This window comes from Pseudomonas sp. S3(2024), assembly GCF_036861315.1.
GTDB lineage: Bacteria > Pseudomonadota > Gammaproteobacteria > Pseudomonadales > Pseudomonadaceae > Aquipseudomonas > Aquipseudomonas putida_A.
In genome coordinates, this window is sequence record NZ_JAZAQQ010000002.1 from 494,665 (window position 1) to 515,468 (window position 20,804).

21 protein-coding genes are annotated in these 20,804 nt (G+C 61.2%); 12 read left to right on the top strand and 9 right to left on the bottom strand.

Annotated features, from left to right (window positions below):
- Nucleotides 1-20: 20 nt before the first annotated feature.
- Nucleotides 21-1,052, bottom strand: coding sequence for a LacI family DNA-binding transcriptional regulator (locus VLA07_RS06960; protein ID WP_330206639.1), 1,032 nt, complete (start codon nucleotides 1,050-1,052; stop codon nucleotides 21-23).
- A 216-nt stretch (nucleotides 1,053-1,268) separates the two neighbouring features.
- On the opposite strand from VLA07_RS06960, the gene VLA07_RS06965 reads away from it, so the two are divergent.
- Nucleotides 1,269-1,802, top strand: coding sequence for a gluconokinase (locus VLA07_RS06965; protein WP_027612589.1), 534 nt, complete (start codon nucleotides 1,269-1,271; stop codon nucleotides 1,800-1,802).
- A gap of 82 nt (nucleotides 1,803-1,884) precedes the next feature.
- Complete coding sequence (locus VLA07_RS06970; protein WP_027612590.1) at nucleotides 1,885-3,240, top strand: GntP family permease; 1,356 nt, start codon at nucleotides 1,885-1,887, stop codon at nucleotides 3,238-3,240.
- 180 nt (nucleotides 3,241-3,420) lie between these two features.
- On the opposite strand, the gene alaC is transcribed toward VLA07_RS06970, so the two are convergent.
- The gene (gene alaC / locus VLA07_RS06980; RefSeq protein WP_095137080.1) at nucleotides 3,421-4,638 is read right to left on the bottom strand and encodes an alanine transaminase; all 1,218 of its coding nucleotides are present in this window, start codon (nucleotides 4,636-4,638) and stop codon (nucleotides 3,421-3,423) included.
- A 137-nt stretch (nucleotides 4,639-4,775) separates the two neighbouring features.
- On the opposite strand from alaC, the gene VLA07_RS06985 reads away from it, so the two are divergent.
- From VLA07_RS06985 to VLA07_RS06995, 3 genes are all read left to right on the top strand, one after another.
- Complete coding sequence (locus VLA07_RS06985; protein WP_333988712.1) at nucleotides 4,776-5,438, top strand: LysE family translocator; 663 nt, start codon at nucleotides 4,776-4,778, stop codon at nucleotides 5,436-5,438.
- Nucleotides 5,439-5,506: 68 nt separating this feature from the next.
- Nucleotides 5,507-6,004, top strand: a complete 498-nt coding sequence (locus VLA07_RS06990; RefSeq protein ID WP_247269593.1) for a GyrI-like domain-containing protein — start codon at nucleotides 5,507-5,509, stop codon at nucleotides 6,002-6,004.
- A 324-nt stretch (nucleotides 6,005-6,328) separates the two neighbouring features.
- Nucleotides 6,329-6,817, top strand: a complete 489-nt coding sequence (locus VLA07_RS06995) for a GNAT family N-acetyltransferase (protein ID WP_247269592.1) — start codon at nucleotides 6,329-6,331, stop codon at nucleotides 6,815-6,817.
- Nucleotides 6,818-6,954: 137 nt separating this feature from the next.
- Here the strand turns inward: VLA07_RS06995 and VLA07_RS07000 are convergent, their stop codons facing one another.
- Nucleotides 6,955-7,560: a pyridoxamine 5'-phosphate oxidase family protein gene (locus VLA07_RS07000; protein WP_330206637.1), complete on the bottom strand. Its 606-nt coding sequence runs from the start codon at nucleotides 7,558-7,560 to the stop codon at nucleotides 6,955-6,957.
- Nucleotides 7,561-7,578: 18 nt separating this feature from the next.
- Nucleotides 7,579-8,064 carry a GNAT family N-acetyltransferase gene (locus tag VLA07_RS07005; RefSeq protein ID WP_333988714.1) on the bottom strand — a complete coding sequence of 162 codons (486 nt, stop codon included), beginning with the start codon at nucleotides 8,062-8,064 and terminating at the stop codon, nucleotides 7,579-7,581.
- A gap of 140 nt (nucleotides 8,065-8,204) precedes the next feature.
- Here VLA07_RS07005 and VLA07_RS07010 point away from each other — a divergent pair, with 140 nt between their 5' ends.
- From VLA07_RS07010 to VLA07_RS07020, 3 genes are read left to right on the top strand one after another with little or no spacing between them, the layout of a single operon-like run.
- Entirely contained in the window at nucleotides 8,205-8,630 is a 426-nt protein-coding gene (locus VLA07_RS07010) for a YybH family protein (protein ID WP_027612596.1), read from the top strand.
- A gap of 40 nt (nucleotides 8,631-8,670) precedes the next feature.
- Nucleotides 8,671-9,015, top strand: coding sequence for a YciI family protein (locus tag VLA07_RS07015; RefSeq protein WP_007969364.1), 345 nt, complete (start codon nucleotides 8,671-8,673; stop codon nucleotides 9,013-9,015).
- Nucleotides 9,008-10,237 carry an RNA polymerase sigma factor gene (locus VLA07_RS07020; RefSeq protein WP_333988716.1) on the top strand — a complete coding sequence of 410 codons (1,230 nt, stop codon included), beginning with the start codon at nucleotides 9,008-9,010 and terminating at the stop codon, nucleotides 10,235-10,237. Before VLA07_RS07015 ends, VLA07_RS07020 begins: the two co-directional genes overlap by 8 nt.
- A gap of 376 nt (nucleotides 10,238-10,613) precedes the next feature.
- On the opposite strand, the gene VLA07_RS07025 is transcribed toward VLA07_RS07020, so the two are convergent.
- Nucleotides 10,614-11,468, bottom strand: a complete 855-nt coding sequence (locus VLA07_RS07025; RefSeq protein ID WP_223007815.1) for a LysR family transcriptional regulator — start codon at nucleotides 11,466-11,468, stop codon at nucleotides 10,614-10,616.
- A gap of 89 nt (nucleotides 11,469-11,557) precedes the next feature.
- On the opposite strand from VLA07_RS07025, the gene VLA07_RS07030 reads away from it, so the two are divergent.
- Entirely contained in the window at nucleotides 11,558-11,995 is a 438-nt protein-coding gene (locus VLA07_RS07030) for a multidrug/biocide efflux PACE transporter (RefSeq protein WP_333988717.1), read from the top strand.
- A gap of 109 nt (nucleotides 11,996-12,104) precedes the next feature.
- Here the strand turns inward: VLA07_RS07030 and VLA07_RS07035 are convergent, their stop codons facing one another.
- Nucleotides 12,105-12,860 (bottom strand): SDR family NAD(P)-dependent oxidoreductase, encoded by a 756-nt coding sequence (locus VLA07_RS07035; RefSeq protein ID WP_103519776.1) that lies wholly within the window; start codon nucleotides 12,858-12,860, stop codon nucleotides 12,105-12,107.
- A 120-nt stretch (nucleotides 12,861-12,980) separates the two neighbouring features.
- Here VLA07_RS07035 and VLA07_RS07040 point away from each other — a divergent pair, with 120 nt between their 5' ends.
- On the top strand, nucleotides 12,981-13,877 hold the full coding sequence (locus VLA07_RS07040; protein WP_333988718.1) for a LysR family transcriptional regulator: 897 nt from the start codon (nucleotides 12,981-12,983) through the stop codon (nucleotides 13,875-13,877).
- A gap of 121 nt (nucleotides 13,878-13,998) precedes the next feature.
- Here the strand turns inward: VLA07_RS07040 and VLA07_RS07045 are convergent, their stop codons facing one another.
- Complete coding sequence (locus VLA07_RS07045; protein ID WP_115989069.1) at nucleotides 13,999-15,615, bottom strand: inorganic phosphate transporter; 1,617 nt, start codon at nucleotides 15,613-15,615, stop codon at nucleotides 13,999-14,001.
- 383 nt (nucleotides 15,616-15,998) lie between these two features.
- Entirely contained in the window at nucleotides 15,999-17,021 is a 1,023-nt protein-coding gene (locus VLA07_RS07050; protein WP_183784307.1) for a transporter, read from the bottom strand.
- Between the two features lie 276 nt (nucleotides 17,022-17,297).
- On the opposite strand from VLA07_RS07050, the gene VLA07_RS07055 reads away from it, so the two are divergent.
- Both VLA07_RS07055 and VLA07_RS07060 read left to right on the top strand, forming a co-directional pair.
- On the top strand, nucleotides 17,298-18,920 hold the full coding sequence (locus VLA07_RS07055) for a methyl-accepting chemotaxis protein (RefSeq protein WP_098965194.1): 1,623 nt from the start codon (nucleotides 17,298-17,300) through the stop codon (nucleotides 18,918-18,920).
- Between the two features lie 110 nt (nucleotides 18,921-19,030).
- Nucleotides 19,031-19,477, top strand: a complete 447-nt coding sequence (locus VLA07_RS07060) for a hypothetical protein (RefSeq protein ID WP_139054834.1) — start codon at nucleotides 19,031-19,033, stop codon at nucleotides 19,475-19,477.
- Between the two features lie 123 nt (nucleotides 19,478-19,600).
- On the opposite strand, the gene VLA07_RS07065 is transcribed toward VLA07_RS07060, so the two are convergent.
- On the bottom strand, nucleotides 19,601-20,776 hold the full coding sequence (locus tag VLA07_RS07065; protein WP_333988719.1) for a GAF domain-containing sensor histidine kinase: 1,176 nt from the start codon (nucleotides 20,774-20,776) through the stop codon (nucleotides 19,601-19,603).
- Nucleotides 20,777-20,804 lie beyond the last annotated feature (28 nt).

The window sequence follows — 20,804 nt, forward strand, 5'->3', positions numbered from 1 at the left end:
GGCGATCCTTGTAGGAGGTTTCAGGTACTCTCGCGAATCTTCAATTCAAAACCCATATCCTCAACGGGCCGCGCCACGCTGTTGCCCGCCATCAACGTCAACATCTGCTCCGCCGCGCGCCGGCCGATCGCTTCACGCGGGGTGTTAATGCTGCTCAGGCGCGGCACCATGTGTTCGGACATCGGCAAGTCGTTGAAGCCGAGAATCGCCACCTGCTCGGGGATCTTGATCCCGTTGCGCAGCGCCTCCAGCAGCGCACCCTGCGCCAGGTCGTCGTTGCCGAAGAAGATCGCATCCACATCCGGATGCGCTGCCAGCAGTTGCAGGAACAGCTCACCGCCCAGGCCCACGGACGAGGAGCGCGGCGTCAGCACTTCCAGATCCGGGTCGTAGCGCCCGGCCTTCTGCAGGGCTTTGCGGAAACCTTCACCGCGCAACAAGGTGCGCTGATCGAGTTGCGCACCGATGTAGGCCAGACGCTTGCGACCGCGCGAGAGCAAATGTTCGGCCGCGGTTTCGCCGGCGCTGAGCTGGGAGAAACCCACGCAATTCACGCCGGCGGCGCTGTCTAGTTCCATCATATACACGCAGGGAATATTGCTGGCCTCGATCATCCGCCGCGAACTTTCCGTGCGGTCGAAGCCGGTCAGCAGCAAACCACGTGGCTGATAGGCCATATAGTTGCGCAGCAGGTTTTCTTCTTCATCGCGCGAATAGTGGAAGTTGCCGATCAGCACTTCGAAGCCCTTGGGTGTCAGCACCCGATGAATGGCTTCCAGCGTATCGATGAACAGCAGGTTGGACAGCGATGGCACCAGCACCACCACCGAATGGCTTTGCGCCGAGGCCAGGGCGCGGGCGGCAGGGTTGACCACGTAGTTGAGTTCACTGGCTGCTTTCTGCACTTTTTCCACCAGCTCCGTGGCCACGGTGCTGACCCCGCGCAAGGCGCGGGAGGCGGTAATCGGGCTCACGCCGGCGAGGCGGGCAACTTCATTAAGGGTGGGACGGCCGGTGGTGCGAGTGTTTTTATCGTTTTTAGGGGTGGTCATCGGGCGGCTTGCCAAACAAAAATCAAGGCACTAAGGTAGCGCTGTCCTGATGCAGCTGCAAATGCGTAAGCGAGGTCCTGCCTGATCTTCGCTTTTTGGCGTTGGGAACAAACCTGCTGCAACCCAAAAAAACGACAAGAAGGCGTCGGCAACTTCTGCCTGTGCACTAGAGTCATAGCTAGCAAAGGTAGCGCTGTCTGCGCGCTGAGGTGTTATATGAGTCATCCCATCACCGCCCTGGTCATCATGGGCGTTGCCGGTTGCGGCAAGACGTGCGTCAGCGAGGCCCTGTGCCAATTGAGCGGCGCCACTGCCATTGAAGGCGATACTTTTCATCCGGCCGCCAACATCGAAAAGATGAGCGCGGGGATCCCCTTGAACGACGACGACCGTGCCGGCTGGCTCGACAGCCTGTGCGATGAACTGCGTCGCGTCGATGCATCGGGTAAACGCCCGGTGCTGACCTGCTCGGCCCTTAAACACAGTTATCGCGAAGTGCTACGCAGTGCCTTGCCGGGCCTGGGCTTCGTGTTTCTTGAGCTGACCCCGGAAGTGGCCGCCGACCGCGTGTCCCATCGCCCGGGACACTTCATGCCGGCAACGTTGATCGAAAGCCAGTTCGCCACCCTCGAATCGCCGGTAGGTGAGCCGTTGACCCTGGCGCTGAATGCTTCGATCCACAGCGTTGAAGAACTGGCGGCCCAGGCGCACGTCTGGTGGCAGGCCCACGGTTTGAAACAGGCGGTATGAGTGTGTTGAAAGAGCTAGCGCTGTCCTCACGAATTCTGTTTAACCCGCTTTAATAACAACAACAAGCCAGGAGACACCCCCAATGTTTGGCATGTCCCACGACGCCTACCTGCTGCTCGATGCAGTGGTCACGGTAATCGGCCTGATTATCCTGATCACCAAATTCAAGATTCACCCCTTCATCTCGCTGACCATTGCGGCCGCGTTCCTCGGCCTGACGTCCGGCATGCCGATCGGCACCATCATCAAGGCGTTCCAGGACGGCTTCGGTGGCGTGCTCGGTTTCGTCGGCATCATCCTCGCGCTGGGCACCATGCTCGGCAAAATGATGGCCGAATCCGGTGGTGCCGATCAGATCGCCCAGACACTGATCCGCGCCTTCGGCAAGGACAAGGTGCAGTGGGCAATGATGTTCGCCGCGTTCCTCGTCGGTATCCCGCTGTTCTTCGAAATCGGCTTCGTGCTGTTGATTCCGCTGGTGTTCATCGTGGCCCGGCGCACCGGCGTGTCGATCATCAAGATCGGTATCCCGCTGCTCGCCGGCCTGTCCGCGGTACACGGTCTGGTGCCACCGCACCCGGGCCCGCTGCTGGCCATCGGCGTGTTCGGCGCTGACATCGGCAAGACCATTCTCTACGGTCTGATCGTCGCGCTGCCGACCGCCATCATTGCCGGTCCGATCTTCGGTACCTTCATCGCCAAGCACATCCCCGGTCACCCGAATCAGGAACTGGTTGATCAACTGGCCCGTGAAAGCGACGACTCAACCAAGTTGCCGAGCTTCAGCATCACCCTGATTACCGTGCTGTTGCCGGTGTTCCTGATGCTGCTGAAAACCTTCGCTGACGTCGCGTTGCCGGACGGTCACTTCTTCCGCACCTGGATGGACATGATCGGTCACCCGATCTCGGCCCTGCTGCTGGCCTTGCTGCTGTCGTTGTACACCTTCGGTCACAAGCAGGGCATCGGTTCGCAGCAGATGCTCAAGTGGCTGGACGCGAGCCTGGCGCCGACCGCCGCGATCATCCTGATCATCGGTGCTGGCGGTGGCTTCAAGCAGATGCTGGTGACCAGTGGTGTGGGCGACGTGATCGGCCACATGGCAGTCAGCGCGCAGATCTCGCCGATTCTGCTGGCATGGCTGGTGGCGGCGGTGATTCGTATCGCCACCGGTTCGGCCACCGTGGCGACCATCACGGGCGCCGGCATCGTGGTGCCGGTGGTGGGGATGATCCCGGGCGTTAACCGTGAGCTGCTGGTGCTGGCCACCGGTGCCGGTTCGTTGATTCTGTCCCACGTGAACGACGCCGGTTTCTGGCTGGTGAAGCAGTACTTCAACATGACCGTGGCCGAAACCTTCAAGACCTGGACCGCTATGGAAACTATCCTGTCGGTGGTGGGCCTGGGCTTTATCCTGCTGTTGTCGCTGTTCGTGTAAGCGATCACACAGACACAAAAAAACCGCAGCGATGCGGTTTTTTTGTGCCCGACAATATCAGGATGAATGCATTACCCCTGTGGGAGCGGGCTTGCTCGCGAAAGCGGTGTATCAGTCGCTGAAAATGTTGACTGACACGACGCCTTCGCGAGCAAGCCCGCTCCCACAGGGGGGTAGGTGTCAGGCAGTGGTTTTCGGGGCCAGGCCATCCGCCCGGAACATCCCGCGAATCCCGCGCACGGCCTGACGAATCCGGTCCTGGTTCTCGATCAGCGCAAAGCGCACGTGATCATCGCCATACTCACCAAAACCCACCCCCGGCGAGACGCAGACCTTGGCCTCGGCCAGCAGCTTCTTGGCGAATTCCAGCGAACCCAGATGCGCGTACGCCTCGGGAATCTTCGCCCAGACGTACATCGACGCTTTCGGATTCTCGACCATCCAGCCCAGCTCATGCAGGCCTTTGACCAGCACGTTGCGGCGCTGGCGATACTGCTCGGCGATGTCGCGCACGCATTGCTGATCGCCTTCCAGCGCGGCAATCGCCGCCACTTGCAGCGGAGTGAAGGTGCCGTAGTCGTGATAGCTCTTGATCCGCGCCAGGGCGTTGACCAGCTCCGGGTTGCCGACCATGAAACCGATGCGCCAGCCAGCCATGTTGTAGCTCTTGGACAGGGTGAAAAACTCCACCGCGATGTCCTTGGCGCCGGGTACCTGCATGATCGACGGGGCTTTCCAGCCGTCGTAGACGATGTCGGCGTAGGCCAGGTCGTGAATCACCAGCACGTCGTACTGCTTGGCGAGGGCGATCACCCGTTCGAAGAAATCCAGCTCCACGCACTGCGCGGTGGGGTTGGACGGGAAACCGAGGATCATCATTTTCGGCTTGGGGATCGAACCGCGAATCGCCCGCTCCAGTTCATCGAAGAAGTCCACGCCCGGCACCAGCGGTACCGAACGCACCTGGGCGCCGGCAATCACTGCGCCGTAGATGTGAATCGGGTAGCTCGGGTTGGGCACCAGCACCGTGTCGCCCTGATCCAGGGTGGCCAGCATCAAATGCGCCAGGCCTTCCTTGGAACCGATGGTGACGATGGCTTCGCTTTCCGGGTCAATATCGACCGCGTAGCGTTGCTTGTACCAGTTGGAAATCGCCCGGCGCAGGCGCGGAATGCCCTTGGACGTGGAGTAACCGTGGGTGTCTTCACGTTGGGCAACTTGTACGAGTTTTTCGACGATGTGCGGCGGCGTGGCCCCGTCGGGATTGCCCATGCTCAAGTCGATGATGTCTTCACCACGACGCCGCGCGGCCATCTTCAGCTCGGCGGTGATGTTGAAAACGTAAGGGGGGAGTCGATCTATGCGCGCAAAGCGGCGCGGCGAACCTTGTTCAGCCATTGTTGCCTCGGATAACGTAAGCGCCCGGAACCGTCCGAGCGACGCTGGTCACTGCGGTGACCTGTGGCGGAAGATAAGGGCAGCGATGGCAGACTGTCCAGCGTGCACGACAATAATTTTTTCCAAGGAAATGCTTAATGGAATTCACCAGCGGCTTCTTGCTGAGCCTTTCGCTGTGCCTGGACATCGGCGTAGCCAACATCGCGATGATCACCCTGGCGATGCAGCGCGGTTACTTTCAGGGCTTCGCGCTGGGCCTCGGCACTTGCGTCGGCGACCTGATCTACGCGGTGCTGGCGCTGGCCGGGATGACCGTGTTGCTGCAGTACGAAAGCGTGCGCTGGGTGCTGTGGATCGGCGGGTCGGCGCTGCTGATCTACTTTGCGGCGAAGATGATCTATTCGGCGATTCACCACGAAGCGCAGTTGGCAGCGACGGCGGAGGTGGGGCAGAACTCGCATCGCAAGGAATTCTTTCGCGGGATCTTCCTCGCCATGTCCTCGCCCAGCGCGATTCTGTGGTTCGCCGCGGTTGGCGGCACCCTGATCGCCCGTTCCGGTGGCGGCGGCCCGCTCAGCTCGGCGCTGTTTCTCGGCGGTTTTCTCTGCGCCGGCCTGCTGTGGTCGGCCGGTCTGTGCTTTGCCGCAAGCCACGGCGGCAAGTTGCTCGGCGACAAGCTGTTGCGCTACTCCTACATGGCATCGGCGGCGATCTTCTGCTATTTCGCGGTTTACGTGATCGTATCCGGTTATAACGAGTTCGTTGGCTCCGGCGCTGCCGACCAGTTGCACACCTTGTGACATTGCGAATCGTGTTTGGCTTCTATACTCAGCAGCCGAACCCCTAATTTTGTTCCAGGAGTCGAGTCATGGATGAGCAAAAACGCGTCGAAGTGGCGGAACCTCGCTTCGAACATGGACACTTCCTGCTGATCGCGGGATTTCGTGGTCGATTTACCCAGGGCACTGCTACCAAGGACATCCCCGCGCTGTGGGAAAAGTTCTTGCCGCACTTGGGAAACATACCGGGACAAAAGAACGAAGTGACCTACGGCGTCTGCAGCAATTTCGACGGCAAGGGTGGCTTCGACTACATCGCAGGGGTAGAAATCAGCAAGCTCGATGACCTCGACCAGAAGGTCTATCAGTGGGTCGAAGTGCTGCCCCGGCAGTACGCGGTGTTCGAGCACAAGGGACCGCTCGACCAGTTGCCCCAAACCCTGCAATACATCTACAAGACCTGGCTACCGACTTCCCATTACGTGGAACTGAATGCCCCGGAACTGGAACGCTACAGCGCCGATTTCAATCCGCGACTGCACACCGGCAAACTGGAAATCTGCGTCCCAGTCGACAGCAAAGCCTGAGCCCATGACGATGAGGCGGATCACTGATCCGCCTCATGCTGTTCAACCGCGTTTGCCCTTGCCCAGCCGTCGCGCCCGCAACAGGTCGATGCCCAAGGTGATAAAGCCGAACGTACTGATGCCCAACACCATCAACAGGCCGATTTCAACGCTGCTCATAAGCGGTTACCCCCAAGGATGATCAGAGACACACCGCAGGAATAGCCTGTCACCGGCACGAAGAAAAGCGCTTATACGCAGGCTTTACACCCCTGGCGCGGATCGATATGAACACCTTATTCCTTTATGCTTTGCGCACTTTTCTCCGCTGATTTTCGAGCTGCCATGAACACCGTCATCCGCAACGTCACCGCCGCCGACCTGGACCGCTGCTACGCGATCGAAACCGTTGCCTACGAAGGCGATGAAGCCGCCACTCGCGAGAAGATCGCCACGCGCATCGCCACCTGGCCCGAGGGTTTCATCGTCGTCGAAGTAGACGGCGTAGTCGCCGGGTTCATCAACTCGGGCGCGGCGTTTGATGTGCAAATGTCCGACGAGGCGTTCAAGGAGCTGATCGGTCACGACCCGCAAGGGCCGAACGTGGTGATCATGTCGGTGGTGGTGCACCCGGACTATCAGGGCCAGGGTTTGGCCAAGCGACTGATGGCCGAGTTCATCGAGCGCATGCGCGGGATGGACAAGGCGACGATTCACTTGATGTGCAAGGAACAGCACATTCCGTTGTACGCCGGGTTCGGCTTTGCCTACATCAAGCCGTCGGAGTCGGATCACGGCGGGATGGCGTGGCACGAGATGATTCTGACCCTCTGAAAATCGCTGCAAGCCCAAATGTGGGAGCGGGCTTGCTCGCGAAGGCGGTGTGTCAGTTGCCAATGATTTATCTGACACGACGCCTTCGCGGGCAAGCCCGCTCCCACAGGGGAGCAGTGGTGACTCGTTGATAGGTGTCAGTAGAGAGTGTCGCTTACTCTTTTCGGTGCTTCGCGGTCGTAGGTCTCGGCGTCAAACTGCCCGTCATTCAGGCGCTTGTGGAAGGCGCCGGCAGAGGGCAGGGCCGAGCGCGGCAGGTGGGTTTCCGGGTTCCAGGCGTCAGAGCGCACAAAGGCTTTCGAGCAGTGGAAAAACGCTGCCTCTACCGTCACCAGCAACACCGTTTTCGCCGGTTTGCCGTTCACCGCAAAGCTTTCCAGCAGCTCAGGATCGGCGTTGATGGTCGCGGTGCCATTGACCCGCAAGGTCTCGCCAATGCCCGGAATGATGAACAGCAACGACACCCGTGGATCGTGCAGCACATTGCGCAGTGTATCGATGCGATTGTTGCCCGGGCGGTCCGGCAGGGCCAGGGTGTTTTGGTCAATGATCCGCACGAACCCGGCTTTGTCACCGCGCGGCGAATTGTCGAGACCGTCGGCGCCCACCGAGCTGACGATCACCAGCGGCGACAGGCGCACCATCGCCTGATAATCCTCGTTGAGAAAACCGATCTGCTTGCGCACCGCGCGGTCGTGGGGCAGGCCGTAAATAGCTTCCAGTGCTTCGATTGAATCGATCATCGTGCATCCCTCGATGATTTAGAAAAACAGTCCCATACGCCGTTCGTAACCGACCCGGCCCTTGTACGCTTCGCCGCTGTCGACGAAACCGTGTTTGGCGTACAGCGCGATGGCGGCATCGTTATCGGCATCCACCGACAGTTCCAGCCCCTTGATCTCCGGCCATGCTTCACGCGCCACCTCGGGCAGCGCCTGCAGGCAAGCCTTGCCGTAACCTTTGCCCTGCGCCCGGTGATCGACCTGCAAGGCGTGCAGGGTGGCGCTGTGTTCATCGGCCCAGTCCGGCAACACCGGTGGGCGCTTGAGCAGCAGAAAAGCCACCGGCACCTGATCGGCCAGCAGCGCGAAACCTTTGACGCCGGGGCCGGGTCTGGACAGCAGCGTGTGCAGCGCGCCATGGATGTCGCCGGAGAATTTGATCTGCTCGGGATGGATTTCAATCGCCTCGACTTGCTGACGCTGCAAGGCGTTCAGGCGGTCGTACGGCACGAGTTGGGCTGACACGGGAATTTCCTTTTTCCTACAAAGATGAGCCTCGGATTCTAGCGATTTTGTGTTCGGCGGAAATTTTTTGTTTCGGCTGTCGATCTGCCGGTTTGCCGAACGACTAAGGGTGTCTTCACAACAAAAACACGGAGAACACCATGAGCGCACAGACTGAAATCCAGACCCTGATCAATACCTACCGCGACGCGGTAATGACCAAGAACGTCGACAAGGTCATGACGTTGTACACCGACGACATCGTCTCCTTCGATGCGATCAAGGCCCTGCAATTCAAGGGCAAAGCGGCCTACCGTGCACATTGGGAAGCCTGCATGGAGATGTGTTCCGGCCCGCACGTTTTCGAGTTTCACGAGATCGCCATCGAGACCGCCGACAACCTCGCCTTCGCCCATTGGGTAACGCATTGCGGCGGCACCAACGACAAGGGCGAAACCCAGAGCTGCTGGATGCGCGCCACCGCGTGCTATCGGCAGGTCGGCGGGACGTGGAAGATCGCTCACGAGCACTGGTCGGCACCGTTCGATCCGATGAGCGGCAGCACGCTGTTCGATGTACAACCCTGATCTTCAGCCATAGTTGATCCGTTCGATTCAGGAGAACGCCATGAAGTATTTATGCCTGGTCTACAGCGATGAGCGCCTGCTGCACACCTCGCCCGACAGCCCGGAAGACGCCGAGTGCTGGGCCTATGCCGAGTCGATTCAGGGCAGCGGGCGGATGGTCGCGGCCGAAGCGCTGGAGTCGGTGCAGACCGCGACCACCGTGCGCATGCGCAACGGCAAGCTGTCGATCACCGATGGCCCGTTCGCTGAAACCAAGGAGCAACTGGCCGGGTTTTACCTGATCGATGCCAAGGATCTCAACGAAGCGATTCAGGTCGCCGGTAACATTCCGGCGGCCCGGGTCGGCAGCGTTGAAGTGCGTCCGGTGCGGCAGTTGAATGTCTGAAGTCCGGGCGCGGGTCGAGCAGGTCTATCGCGAAGACTCGCGGCGGATTCTGGCGACCCTGATTCGTCTGCTCGGGGATTTCGATCTCGCCGAAGAAGCCTTGCACGAGGCGTTCTTCGTCGCGGTCGAGCGCTGGCAGCGCGACGGTGTACCGGACAATCCGCGTACCTGGCTGGTGTCCACCGGGCGCTTCAAGGCCATCGATGTATTGCGCCGCCGCGCCCGGTTCAAGGCCTCGCAGCCGCTGTTGCTGGCGCAGCTCGAAGAATTGGAGCAGGCCGACTGGAGTGGCGAAGACGTGGAAGACGACCGCCTGCGGCTGATCTTCACCTGCTGTCACCCGGCGCTGGCGGCGGATGCGCAAGTGCCGCTGACCCTGCGTGAAGTCTGTGACCTGACCACCGAGGAAATCGCCCGCGCGTTTCTCTCGGCACCGGCGGCGATTGCCCAGCGCATCGTCCGTGCCAAGGCGAAGATTCGCGACGCCAGAATTCCTTATCAAGTCCCCAGCCTGAGCGAACTGCCCGAGCGCCTCGACAGCGTGTTGCGGGTGATTTATCTGGTGTTCAACGAAGGCTATTCGGCATCGATGGGCGCCGAGCTGACCCGCGAAGATCTGACTCGCGAGGCGATTCGGCTTGGGCGGTTGCTGATGGAGCTGCTGCCGGAACCGGAGGTCATGGGCCTGCTGGCGTTGATGCTATTGCATGAGTCGCGGCGGCCGGCGCGCACGTCACCCAGTGGAGAATTGATCCTGCTGGACGATCAGGATCGCTCGCGCTGGGATGCCGGGTTGATTGCTGAAGGTTGTGCGCTGGTGGAGCGGGCGCTGACCACCCGAAGGTTCGGGCCGTATTGCCTGCAAGCGGCGATCGCCGCGGTGCATGCCGAAGCGCCGTCAGCGGCAGAAACCGATTGGCAGCAGATTGTTGGGCTGTATGACGTGCTGTTGCGCGCGATGCCGTCGCCGGTGATCGAGTTGAACCGCGCGGTGGCAGTGGCCAAGCGCGATGGCGCGTTGGCGGGGCTGACGCTGATCGAGGGGATCCTGGATCGCGGCGAGTTGCAGTATTACCACCTGGCACATTCGGCGCGGGCGGAGTTTTGTCGGCAGTTGGGTCGGGTGGAGCAGGCGCGGGCGGCGTATCGGCGAGCACTGGAACTGACCCGGCAAGAGCCGGAGCGGCGGTTTATCGAGGGGCGGCTGAGCGAACTGGAATGATCCGAGGAATTCATTGGCAATACTGGCCCCTTCGCGAGCAAGCCCGCTCCCACAGGTGAGCGCATTCCAACTGTGGGAGCGGGCTTGCTCGCGAAGGGGCCAGTGAAGTCAGCATGAAAAGTTCGGGTTTGCTCGCGATTGGGAGCTTCTATTCCCGCATCTCCCACAGGTGAGCGCATTCCAACTGTGGGAGCGGGCTTGCTCGCGAAGGGGCCAGTGAAGTCAGCATGAAAAGTTCGGGTTTGCTCGCGATTGGGAGCTTCTATTCCAGCATCTCCCACAGGTGAGCGCATTCGAACTGTGGGAGCGGGCTTGCTCGCGAAGGGGCCGGTAAAGTCAGCATGAAAACATCAGGCTTGCTCGCGATTGGGAGCTTCTATTCCAGCATCTTGCTCAGCAACCAGCTCCCCGCCGGCCCCGGCGGATAAATCCGCGACCACAACGCATCGACATACACCGGCCGCGGCCAGCCGCGCACCGTCAGTTCCACCAGCGAGCCATTACCGAAACGCGCCACCAGCCAGCGCGGCAGCGCCGCCCAGCCAAAGCCCATCTCCGCCATTTCCATCAGCATCAGGTAACTCGGCGCCGACCACACCCGGCCCTTCGCCCGGCTGTCGTAGGGATTGACGATGGTCGCCAGGCGCAACTCGCGATGCTGCTCCAGCACCTGCTGGTCGACCCGTTCGACACGGGTCAGCACATGATCATCTTTGACGAACAGCGCCAGGTCAGTGCGCTCGGCGACGGTCGAGGTCACCAGATCCGGTGGATAGGTGTCCTGCATTTCGGCAAACGCCAGGTGCGCGCGGCCACGCTGGACCAACTCGATCAGGTCGTCGCACTCGGCGATCAGGCATTCCAGTTCCAGATCCGGGTAACGCTGCTCGAAGCCGACCAGCGCCGCTTCGAAACGCGCCGATTGATAGGTGTCGGAAATCGCCACGGTTAGCTTCGGCTCAACGCCTTGGGCCAGTTGCCGGGCGCTCATTTCCATACGACTGGTGGCCGCCAGAATCGCCTCGGCCCGTTGCAGCATCACATGGCCGGCCGGAGTCAGGGTCGGTTTGCGGCTGCTGCGGTCGAACAGCACCAGATCCAGATCGATCTCCAGGCTGGCCACTGCGGCACTGATGGTTGACTGACTGCGCCCCAGCTTGCGCGCCGCTGCCGAAAACGAACCCTGAGTGGCAGCCTGAACAAACGCCAACAGCACTTCTTGCGAAGCCATGAACTATCGCCTTGATCGATGGTTATTGGTTATGAAGTATCGGCGTGGTGGCCGATCATGGCAACCCTCTTCACTCAAGGAGTCAGGCCATGACTGCCAACAAATCCATCACTGAACGTATCTTCCAGGCCATCGGTTTCGAGTGTCTGGCGATCCTGATCTGTACGCCGTTGCTGGCGTGGATCATGGACAAACCGCTGCTGGACATGGGCGCGGTGACCGTGCTGATTGCCCTGCTGGCGCTGGCGTGGAACGTGCTGTTCAACGGCTTTTTCGACCGCATGCTCAAGCGCCTGCACGTCGCGCACAACGCCTGGACGCGGGTGGTCCATGCGTTGCTGTTTGAGGGCGGATTGATCGTGATGGGCGTGCCGCTGATTGCCTGGTGGTTGTCGGTCAGCCTGTGGCAGGCGTTCTTGCTCGACATCGGCGTTCTGCTGTTTTTCCTGCCGTACACCTATGTGTATCACTGGGGCTATGACGTGGTGCGGGAGCGGTTTGTGCAGCGCAGCGCCTGTCAGGGCTAACCCGAACCCTGTAGGAGCTGCCGCATGCTGCGATCTTTTGACTTTGATTTTTTAAAAACAAGATCAAAAGATCGCAGCCTTCGGCAGCTCCTACAGGGGCGTGTTGGGTTTAGAGAAACATGCCGCCGGATGCTTCAACCCGCTGCCCGTTGATCCACTGCGCCCCCGGCGCCAGCAGCATCGACAGCGCGCCACCAATATCATCCGGCTGCCCGGCGCGACCCAGTGCGGTATTGCTCGCGACCATCGCGTTCAACGCCGCGTTGTCGCGCACCGCACCGCCGCCAAAGTCGGTCTCGATGGCGCCCGGCGCCAGTATGTTCACGCCGATCTGCCGCGCGCCCAGCTCTTTGGCCTGATAGCGGGTCAGCACTTCCATCGCGCCTTTCATCGCCGCGTAGGCGGCATAACCCGGCAGGCTGAAGCGGGTCAGGCCGCTGGAGATGTTGATGATCCGGCCGCCGTCATTGATCAGCGGCAGAAGTTGCTGAGTCAGGAAGAACGGCCCTTTGAGCTGGATATTCATCAGCAGGTCGAACTGTTCCGGGGTGGTTTCGGCGAACGCCGCGTGCACACCGATCCCGGCGTTGTTGATCAGGAAGTCGAAACGCGGACGCTCCAGTTGCTGCAGCGCTTGCGCAACCCGCGAGGCGAAATCGGCAAAGGTTTCGCTGCGACCAACATCCAGTTGCAGCATCACGGCTTTGGCGCCGCGTTGTTCCAGTTCAGCCACCAGTGCCTGGGCTTCATCGGCGCGGCTGTTGTAGGTGCCGATGATGTCCACGCCTTCGGCGGCGAGGTGCAGGGCGGCGTTCTTGCCCAGGCCACGGCTGGCACCGGTGATCAATGCGATTTTGCGGCTCATGTGAAATCCTCGATTGCGTTGAGTGGTGATGAGCAAAGTTTATTTATCCGCCATGGGGTGATAAACAGACTGAAACCGGAATCACTGATCGACTCAGCCGAACAATCAACGGGTGTCCTCATGAACAAACTGGAACTGCTGCGCACCTTCGTCCGGGTCAGCGAACTGTCGAGTTTCACCCTTGCTGGCGAGAGTCTCGGGTTGCCGCGCTCGACGGTTTCCGAACATGTCCAGGCCCTGGAAACCCTGCTCGGCACCCGCCTGCTGCAACGCACCACGCGCAAGGTGCAGGCGACTCAGGACGGCCTGGTGCTGTACGAACGCAGCAAGGATCTGCTGTCGCACATGGACGAGATCGAGGGGCTGTTTCGGCAGGATCCGGCCTCGCTGAGCGGGCGGATTCGTGTCGACATGCCGAACATCCTCGCGCGGCGCCTGATCATGCCGCTGCTGCCGGAGTTCATGGTGCGCCACCCGAATCTGGAACTGGAAATCAGCAGCACCGACCGCCGTGTCGATTTGCTCAGCGAAGGTTTCGATTGCGTGGTACGCATCGGCGCGCAGCCGGATCAATCGGTGGTGGCGCGGCACTTGGGCGACTTCCCGATGATCAACTGCGCCAGCCCGGCGTACCTTGAGCGCTACGGCGTGCCGCAGACGCTGGAGGATCTGGCGCAGCATCGGCTGGTGCACTACGTCGGGGTGCTCGGTTCGCGCTCGGAAGGGTTTGTGTATGAACAGGACGGACAGGTGCGGCGATTGCCGATGGCTGGCAGCGTCACGGTCAACAGCACCGATGCTTACGAGTCGGCCTGCCTGGGCGGCTTCGGTCTGATTCAGGTACCGCGCACCGGCATGCAGCCGCATCTGGATAACGGAGAACTGGTGACTGTGCTGCCGCAGTTCACGGCGCCGGCGATGGGCATTGCCATCCTGTATGCGCGGCAACGGCATTTGCCGCTGCGGGTGCGGGTGTTCATGGAGTGGTTGGGCGATGTCATCCGTTCGACGTTGTAACTCGCCGCAGATCAACTGTAGGAGTGAGCCTGCTCGCGATGGCGTGCTGTCAGTCGATGCAGATGTGACTGAAGCGCCGCTATCGCGAGCAGGCTCACTCCTACAGGGGGGGCCGGGTTGTTCAGAAAATCTGGGTGAACAGCCAGTACAGGCTGCCCGATAGCAGAATCGCCGCCGGCAAGGTCAGCACCCACGCCATCAGCAGATTGCGGATGGTCTTCATCTGCAGCCCGCCGCCATTGGCAACCATGGTCCCGGCCACACCCGATGACAGCACATGGGTGGTCGAGACCGGCAAACCGAACATGTCCGCCGCGCCGATGGTCAGCATCGCCACGGTTTCCGCAGAGGCGCCCTGGGCGTAGGTCAGGTGGGTCTTGCCGATTTTTTCACCGACCGTCACCACAATTCGTTTCCAGCCAACCATGGTGCCGAGGCCCAGGGCGATGGCCACGGCGATCTTCACCCACAACGGAATAAAGCGCGTGGCGTTGTCGATCTGCTGCTTGAACAGTTGCAGTTTGTCCGTGGTGTCGGCGTCGAAGTTGCCGACCTTGTTCTTGTCCATCAGGCGAATGCTTTCGCTGGCCAGGTACATGTCGTTACGCACGTTGCCCATGGCCTCGGCCGGGACTTTCGACAGCGAGCCATAGCCTTTGACCTCTTCGCCAATGTGCCCGGTGAGGGCAGCGAGGGCGGGGATCAGTTGCGGCGTGGCTTGCTTGCTGCGCACGTAATCGGACAGTACCGGACGCGGATCCACCGGGGCTGGCAGCGGGGTATTTTTCACCAGCGCTTGCTGGGTGACCTCGGCGACGGCAGCGAATTGCAGCGCCTGATCGGCGGGCATGGTGCGGTTCAACGCGTAAGCCATCGGCAAGGTGCCAACCAGAATCAGCATGATCAGGCCCATGCCTTTCTGCCCGTCGTTGGAGCCGTGGGCGAAAGACACACCGGTGCAGGTGGCGATCAGCAAACCACGAATCCACCACGGTGGCGGGTTGTTGCCTTCCGGCGCTTTGTACAGCGCGCGATTCTTGATGAAGGCGCGCATGGCCAGCAGCAACAGCGCCGCGCAGCCGAAGCCCACCAACGGCGACAGCAGCAGCGCATAACCGATCTTGGTCGCCTGCGCCCAGTCCACGCCGCTGGTTCCGTCGCGCCCGTGCATCAAGGCGTTGGCCACGCCGACGCCGATGATCGAACCGATCAGCGTGTGGGAAGAGGAGGCCGGCAGGCCCAGCCACCAGGTGCCTAGGTTCCACAGGATCGCCGCGATCAACAGGGCGAAGATCATCGCGAAACCGGCGGACGAACCGACCTGCAGAATCAGCTCCACCGGCAGCAGGGCGATGATGCCGAACGCCACCGCGCCACTGGACAGCAACACCCCGAGGAAGTTGAAGAAACCCGACCAGACCACCGCCACGTTCGGCGGCAGCGAGTGGGTGTAGATCACCGTCGCGACCGCGTTGGCGGTGTCGTGGAAACCGTTGACGAACTCAAAGCCCAGCGCAATCAGCAGCGCTACGCCGAGCAGCAGGAATGGGGTCCAGGTGGTGACGGTGGTGCCCAGCTCATGCATGTCGTGCATCAGGCTGTAAGCGGTGAACAGCATCCCCATCGCGAGCACCGCGAAGAACACCACATAAGTGAACGGGCCGGGTTTTTTATCGAGTGCCGGCCGGCCGCCGTGGGCGGACGTGGGGCGGGCGGCGGTCAGGGAGGGAGTAGCCATGAGCGGACAATCCTGAGCGAGGGAAGGAGTGTCGGTCATGATCGTTGCTAAATATTACAGAGAGACTGCGGCAGGTCAGTGTTTGGCGGATTAGCTCACCGCTGATCTGAAGGCTGATGAAGATCTTAATGTGGGAGCGGGCTTGCTCGCGAATGCGGTCTGTCATTCAGCGAAGATGTTGGCTGACCTGACGCCTTCGGGAGCAAGCCCCCTCCCACAGGAGATGGGCCGTGAATGAAGTATTTTGGCTGGTCGCGATCCGGGGTGGTCGCGGGCTTGCTCGCGAATGCGGTCTGTCATTCAGCGATGATGTTGGCTGACCTGACGCCTTCGGGAGCAAGCCCCCTCCAACAGAGATCTGTGGTGAACACATAAATCAGGGGTCAATAATCCCCACGCTTGCGAAACGCCCAGCGCCCGGCAATCACGGTAAACGTCGCCACCAGCGCCACCAATATCCAGAACCCCTCGGGATCCGTCGCCAGTGGCACTCCCCCCACGTTCATGCCAAAGAAACCGGCAATGATGTTGATCGGCAACGCCAGCACCGTGACCACGGTCAGGGTGAACAGGGTGCGGTTGCTCTGTTCGTTGAGGTTGGCGGCGATTTCTTCCTGGAGCAGTTTGATCCGCTCGCCGAGGGCGGTGAGGTCGTTGATGATCAGCGCGAACTCCTCGGTGGATTTGCGCAGCTCCTTGACGTCCTCCTTCTGCAGCCACGGCGGCGGACGATTGAGCAGGCGCAGCAGCGAACCCGGCTCCAGCGCCAACAGCCGTTGCAGGCGTACCAGCACCCGGCGATTGGCGCCGAGTTCGGCGCGGTTGGTCGACAGGCGTGAGGAGAGCAATTCGTCCTCGACCTGATCGACGCTCATGCTGGTCTTGCGCACGATCTGCGTCAGCACTTCACCCTGATCACGCAGCAAGTGCACCAGCAGTTCCGACGGCGAGCGAAAGCATTCGCCGGCCTTCACCGACGAACGCAATTTGTCCACCGAGTGCAGCGGTTGCAGGCGTGCGCTGACGATCAGTTTGCTGCGCACGCAGACCCACAGCGTCGACACGTCTGAGGAAACCATGCTGCTGAGGTTGAACACCACGTCGTTGACCACTGCCAGCAACGCCGAGTCAACGTGTTCGATGCGCGTCGAGCGCGAACCTTCGTGCAGCGCCTCGAAAAACTCTTCGGGCAATTGCAGATGACTTTTCATCCAGCGCTCGCACGCGGCGTGCGCCAGGTTCAGGTGCAGCCAGAGGAATTCATCACTGTCGCTGTCGTCTTGCAGACAACGCAGGGCGGTCGCCGAATCGACTTCGCGGCCACGTTCACCGGGACGAAAACGGAAGCCGTAAAGCAGACCGAACAAATCAGGATCGCGATGACTGAGGTCGAGGCTGTGGTTCATGGAGGCTCGCTGCGAGGAGGGCGCGTCGGTCGCGGAATGGCAGGTTCACTGAGCCGCATCATCGCAACCGCAGATGACACTTGTGTGACGACAAAGTGACGCCAGATCAATGTCTTACCGGCGGTCGGATTTTCTTCAAGAAGCGCTCTGGTACGCCGATCACGCTTGGGTTACGTTGCGCGCGCTTGGCCATGAGCCAAGGCTCGCCGACACGGATGTCCGGCAAAATTCCACGCCTTACCGGGCGTGCCTCATCCCTGTCCTGAGTATCTCGCGATGCTGCAAAAATCCTTGAGAGCACAAATTCTCGCCCTGCTGGGCGGCAGCCTGCTGGCGATGCTGTTGATCGCACTGGCCTGCTTTCATTTCCTGTCCAACGGCGTGCAGAACTACAGCCAGTTGATCGCCGGCCCGTTGCACACCTCGCAACTGATCGACGAGGCCAACCTGCAATTCAAAGTGCAGGTGCAGGAGTGGAAAAACGTCTTGCTGCGCGGCAAGCAACCGGCGGACCTGGCCAAGTACTGGAGCCAGTTCGAAGATCGTCAGCGCGATGTGCAGAACATTCTCGGTGAACTGGCCGGGCAGAAAGGTCTTGAGCCGGCGCTGAAATCCCGCATCGAACGCTTGCGTGATGAGCACCGCCAACTCGGCAGCGCTTACCAGAAGGGCCGCGATGCCTATGTCGCTGCGGGTGCCGATCCAACGGCTGGCGACAGCGCCGTCAAAGGTGTGGACCGTGCCACCAGCGATCAGATGAGCGAACTGGTCGCCGAGCTGCGCAAGCAGGGCACCGAACAGTCGGCGCAAATCAGCGCCAGTGCTGACAGCACCGTGCTGCTGGGGATTCTGGTGATGCTCGGCTCGGGTCTGCTGATCGGTTTGCTGAGCCTGTGGCTGGTCAACCGCAACCTGATCGAGCCGATCCGCAAGCTGATCGACTACGTCACCCAGTTGAGCCGTGGGCGCCTCGCCGAGCGCGTTGCCAACGACCGTCAGGACGAGTTGGGCAACCTCGCCGCCGCGGCCAATACCCTGCGTGATTTCCTCGCCGAAACCTTCACTCATCTGCAACGCAGCGCCAGTGATCTGGACAGCGCCAGCGGCGAACTGAATGCGATCGCCACGACCATGGCCGGCGGCACCAACGAGCAGTTCAACCGCACCGATCAGGTGGCCACGGCGATGAACGAAATGTCTGCCACTGCCCAGGAAGTCGCCCGTCACGCGGCGGATGCGGCGCGCGCTGCCGACGATGCCGACCAGTCTGCCCAGCAGGGTGAAAAGGTCATGCAGGGCACCATCCACACCATCACTAAGATGCGTGGCGAAATCGCCAACACCGCGGAAGTGATTCGTCGTCTGGAAAGCGACAGCGGCCGCATCGGCAAAGTGCTGGAAGTGATTCGCGGCATCGCCGAACAGACCAACCTGCTGGCGCTCAACGCAGCGATTGAAGCGGCACGGGCCGGAGAGGCCGGGCGTGGTTTCGCCGTGGTCGCTGACGAGGTGCGCAACCTTGCGCAGCGTACGGCCGAGTCGATCATTGAAATCAACCAGATCATTCAGAACGTGCAGACCGGCGCCGTGGATGCTGCGCAAGCGATCGAAAGCGGTCAGGCACGCAGCGACGAAAGCGTCGAGCAAGTGACCCAGGCCGGTGCGATGCTGGAGCGCATCACCCACGCGGTGGAAGCGATCCGCGACATGAACCGCCAGATCGCCACCGCCGCCGAAGAGCAGACCTCGGTGGCCGAAGACATCTCGCGCAACCTGACCGAGATCACGTCCATCGCCAGCACCAACCTCAACAGCGTGCAGCGCACCGAAAGCGCCAGCCAGAACCTGCATGGCCTGTCCGGGCAACTCAACGAAGTCACCGCGCGCCTGAGCGCCTGACGTCAGCTGACGTGTACCGGTTCGGTTACCGAGTCGGTACACAGTCGATCTCAAATCCGTGCGAGTGCCGCCGATGGCCGGTTATCTATAACCGGCATTGGAGCCCTCCCATGGTCAGCATCACCTCCGTTTCGATCAATCAGACCGTCAGCACCGCCACCAGCAAAACCAGGATCAGCGACGCTAGCGACGACACTTCGACCCCTGCAACCAGCAGCGCGGGCGTCAGCGCCGACACCAGCAAAGTGGCGGCTGGCGGGGGCGCGGCTCCGGCAGGTGACAGCAGTTCCGACAGCAGCGGTGAATCGGATTCGGTGAAAGCACTGCGCAAGCAGATCGCCGAGCTGCAAAAGCAATTGCAGGAACAGCAGCAGGCGCTGCAAGCGGCTCAGGCCAAGCAGGAAGACGCTGATGCCAAGGCTGCCGACGTGGCGTCCGCCGAGTCGCAAATCTCCAGCACCTCGGCTTCGTTGCAGACGGCCACGGCGGCGTTGTTGCAGGCGTTGCAGGATTCCGGATCGAGCAGCTCGGGCTCGCTGGTCAGCACTTCGGCTTAAGCATCACGCGATTCCCCTGTAGGAGTGAGCCTGCTCGCGATAGCGGTATATCTGCCTTATTCATGGTGACTGACACACCGCTATCGCGAGCAGGCTCACTCCTACAGAGAACTGCGGTGTGTTTCAGAGGGTTGGCAGGCTGAAGGTGAAAAGCGTGCCGCTCTGTGCGGTGGACGCTACATGCAAATGCCCGCCATGGGACTGGGCGATCTGGCTGGCGATATACAGCCCCAGACCGAGCCCGGCCTGGGGCGTGCTGGCGCTTGGGCGCGAGTATGGCTGGAACAGATGCGGCAAAACCGCCTCGGGAATATGCCCCTGATTCTTCACCGCCAGCATCAACGCACCGTGCTCGACCTGGGCGATGACTTCGATATCCCCTTCCGGGTCGCCATGGGTCACGGCATTGGCCAGCAGGTTCGACAGCAACTGGGCAATCCGGCCACGGTCGCAGGCCACGCCCTGCAATTCGCCGATGCAGGCGTGAATGGTGCGCTGCGGATGCACATTGCGGATTTCCGTCACCACCTGCTGCACCGCGTCGGTCAAGTCGGCGCAGGGCTGGATCGCGACCGGAATACCATTGCCCAGACGTCCGCGAGCAAAGTCGAGCACATCATCCACCAACCGCGTTGCCCTTTGCGCACTGCCAAGGATATTGCGTACCCGCACTTCGATGGCCGGATCCGGATGCTTGCGCAGGAGCATTTCGGCGCCCGCGCTGATGGCAAACAACGGGTTGCGCAAGTCGTGGCCGAGCACGGCAATGAACTGTTCGCGCAACTCGGCGGTTTCGCGCTCCTGCAACAACTCGGTTTCGGTGAGCTGCGCGTTTTCCTCGGCTTCGATCTGCAATGCGAGCATCCGCGCGAACGACTCCATGGTGCTCTGGATGCTGCTGGACTTGAGTTGCGCGGGGTTCGGATCGAGCGCGCAGATCGTGCCGAAAAACCGTCCGTCAGTGCGGAACACCGGCACCGAGATGTAGCTCTCGAACTTGTACAGGCGCGGGGTGTGATGATCGCGGTAGAGCGGGTCTTCGCTGGCCTTGTCGATCACCACCGAGGTGTGCGCAGCACGGATTTCGTGGCACAGCGTGGTGACCACATCCAGCTCGCCACCAACCTGCAGGCCGAAATCCAGCTGATCGAGGACCGCGCAGGCTGTCCACGAATCCTCGGTAACCCGCGCTACGGCGGCAAAGCGCAGGCCGGTCAGTTCGCGGATCACTTGAAGGATCGCCGGAACCGCGCTGATCCGTCCGATTGTCGCGATGTCTGCTGCCGCTGTCTGCCTCATGCCCATCGTTCTCGGCTGCAATCGTTAT

What these genes read in the sequence shown, in the direction of transcription:
- VLA07_RS06960 (WP_330206639.1), bottom strand. Translation starts at nt 1,052, where the DNA reads ATGACCACCCCTAAAAACGATAAAAACACTCGCACCACCGGCCGTCCC.
- VLA07_RS06965 (WP_027612589.1), top strand. Translation starts at nt 1,269, where the DNA reads ATGAGTCATCCCATCACCGCCCTGGTCATCATGGGCGTTGCCGGTTGC.
- VLA07_RS06970 (WP_027612590.1), top strand. Translation starts at nt 1,885, where the DNA reads ATGTTTGGCATGTCCCACGACGCCTACCTGCTGCTCGATGCAGTGGTC.
- alaC (WP_095137080.1), bottom strand. Translation starts at nt 4,638, where the DNA reads ATGGCTGAACAAGGTTCGCCGCGCCGCTTTGCGCGCATAGATCGACTC.
- VLA07_RS06985 (WP_333988712.1), top strand. Translation starts at nt 4,776, where the DNA reads ATGGAATTCACCAGCGGCTTCTTGCTGAGCCTTTCGCTGTGCCTGGAC.
- VLA07_RS06990 (WP_247269593.1), top strand. Translation starts at nt 5,507, where the DNA reads ATGGATGAGCAAAAACGCGTCGAAGTGGCGGAACCTCGCTTCGAACAT.
- VLA07_RS06995 (WP_247269592.1), top strand. Translation starts at nt 6,329, where the DNA reads ATGAACACCGTCATCCGCAACGTCACCGCCGCCGACCTGGACCGCTGC.
- VLA07_RS07000 (WP_330206637.1), bottom strand. Translation starts at nt 7,560, where the DNA reads ATGATCGATTCAATCGAAGCACTGGAAGCTATTTACGGCCTGCCCCAC.
- VLA07_RS07010 (WP_027612596.1), top strand. Translation starts at nt 8,205, where the DNA reads ATGAGCGCACAGACTGAAATCCAGACCCTGATCAATACCTACCGCGAC.
- VLA07_RS07015 (WP_007969364.1), top strand. Translation starts at nt 8,671, where the DNA reads ATGAAGTATTTATGCCTGGTCTACAGCGATGAGCGCCTGCTGCACACC.
- VLA07_RS07020 (WP_333988716.1), top strand. Translation starts at nt 9,008, where the DNA reads ATGTCTGAAGTCCGGGCGCGGGTCGAGCAGGTCTATCGCGAAGACTCG.
- VLA07_RS07025 (WP_223007815.1), bottom strand. Translation starts at nt 11,468, where the DNA reads ATGGCTTCGCAAGAAGTGCTGTTGGCGTTTGTTCAGGCTGCCACTCAG.
- VLA07_RS07030 (WP_333988717.1), top strand. Translation starts at nt 11,558, where the DNA reads ATGACTGCCAACAAATCCATCACTGAACGTATCTTCCAGGCCATCGGT.
- VLA07_RS07035 (WP_103519776.1), bottom strand. Translation starts at nt 12,860, where the DNA reads ATGAGCCGCAAAATCGCATTGATCACCGGTGCCAGCCGTGGCCTGGGC.
- VLA07_RS07040 (WP_333988718.1), top strand. Translation starts at nt 12,981, where the DNA reads ATGAACAAACTGGAACTGCTGCGCACCTTCGTCCGGGTCAGCGAACTG.
- VLA07_RS07045 (WP_115989069.1), bottom strand. Translation starts at nt 15,615, where the DNA reads ATGGCTACTCCCTCCCTGACCGCCGCCCGCCCCACGTCCGCCCACGGC.
- VLA07_RS07050 (WP_183784307.1), bottom strand. Translation starts at nt 17,021, where the DNA reads ATGAACCACAGCCTCGACCTCAGTCATCGCGATCCTGATTTGTTCGGT.
- VLA07_RS07055 (WP_098965194.1), top strand. Translation starts at nt 17,298, where the DNA reads ATGCTGCAAAAATCCTTGAGAGCACAAATTCTCGCCCTGCTGGGCGGC.
- VLA07_RS07060 (WP_139054834.1), top strand. Translation starts at nt 19,031, where the DNA reads ATGGTCAGCATCACCTCCGTTTCGATCAATCAGACCGTCAGCACCGCC.
- VLA07_RS07065 (WP_333988719.1), bottom strand. Translation starts at nt 20,776, where the DNA reads ATGAGGCAGACAGCGGCAGCAGACATCGCGACAATCGGACGGATCAGC.